Source organism: Gordonia sp. i37, assembly GCF_002043085.1.
Lineage (GTDB): Bacteria > Actinomycetota > Actinomycetes > Mycobacteriales > Mycobacteriaceae > Gordonia > Gordonia polyisoprenivorans.
Genome location: NZ_MVPX01000205.1, coordinates 1 through 1370 on the forward strand (window position 1 = coordinate 1; position 1370 = coordinate 1370).

At 68.6% G+C, this 1370-nt stretch carries 1 protein-coding gene; it reads left to right on the plus strand.

Going from position 1 to position 1370, the window contains the following annotated elements; genetic code table 11:
* Positions 1 to 1221 (plus strand): transglutaminase family protein (locus tag B1964_RS09490; protein ID WP_172398797.1); only part of this gene is annotated, 1221 nt, incomplete at its 5' end.
* Positions 1222 to 1370 lie beyond the last annotated feature (149 nt).

Below are 1370 nucleotides of genomic sequence, written 5' to 3' on the forward strand. Positions count from 1 at the left end.
GCCGACTCGCCGTTGTTGCGGCGCCCGGACCTGCTGGTGTCGATGCTGACCTACTGGCAGCGCCATCCGGCGCTGTCGTATCTGTTCAGCGGCAAGTTCATCGGCACCACCTCCCAGGCGCCGCGGGCCGACGAGGGCCGCGAATCGGCGCTCTACGAACTCGAGATCGCCTTCGCCGAGATCGACCGGCTCGCCGAGAAGACACCGGTCGCGGTCAAGCACGCCAAGGGGGAGCCGCACGCGCCGACGGTCGGGGTCGCGCCGAATCCGTGGGTGACCGACCGCGCCCTGCGTCATCTGCTCACCGACATCACCGGCAACACCCACCGCGCCGAGTTCTGCATCGACAAGCTCTACAGTCCCGACTCGGCGCGCGGCCGGCTCGGGCTGTTGGAACTGCGCGGGTTCGAGATGCCCCCGCATCACCGGATGGCGATGGTGCAGTCGTTGCTGGTGCGCTCGCTGGTGTCGTGGTTCTGGGAGCAGCCCTATCGGGCGCGGCTGATCCGGCACGGCGCCGATCTGCACGGCAAATACCTGTTGCCGCACTACATCATCGCCGACATCGCGTCGGTGGCCGAAGAACTGCGCGAGGCCGGGTATCCGTTCGACACGGCGTGGCTCGACCCGTTCACCGAGTTTCGTTTCCCGCGGCTCGGGACGGTACAGATCCGCGATCAGGAGATCGAACTGCGGGGTGCGATCGAGCCGTGGAACACCCTCGGTGAGGAGGCCACCGGCACCGGCACCGCACGCTATGTGGACTCCTCGATCGAACGGGTTCAGGTACGCGTCGCCGGTGGCGACGACGATCGATACGTGTTGACCTGCAACGGTTTCCCGGTTCCGTTGCGTGGGACCGGCCGGGCCGGCGAACGGGTGGCCGGTATCCGGTTCCGGGCCTGGCAACCGCCGAGTGCGCTGCATCCGACGATCAGCATCGACACCCCGCTGACCTTCGATCTCGTCGACACCGTCAACGGACGGTCGGTCGGCGGTGCCACCTATCACGTGGTGCATCCGGGCGGGCGCGCCTACGAGCGGCCGCCGGTGAACGCGGTCGAGGCCGAATCGCGTCGTAACGGCCGGTTCGAGGCCACCGGACACACGACCGGCACCCTCGACACCGGCCTGTTGCGGGAACGGTTGGCGCGCGCCGCGATCGACGCCGGGGTCCCGGCGATCCTCGACCTACGTCGGGCACGTACAGTTCTCCGGTGACCGATTCTGCGGGTGGCCCACTGCCCGCGGTGTTCGACAGGTATCGCTCCGACGGCTACGCGCTGTTCGATCTCGCGCAGATCGACGAGGGGGTCCTGCGCGCCGCTGCCGGCCCCGTCCACCATGACGAGATGCTCGACGTCGGGGGC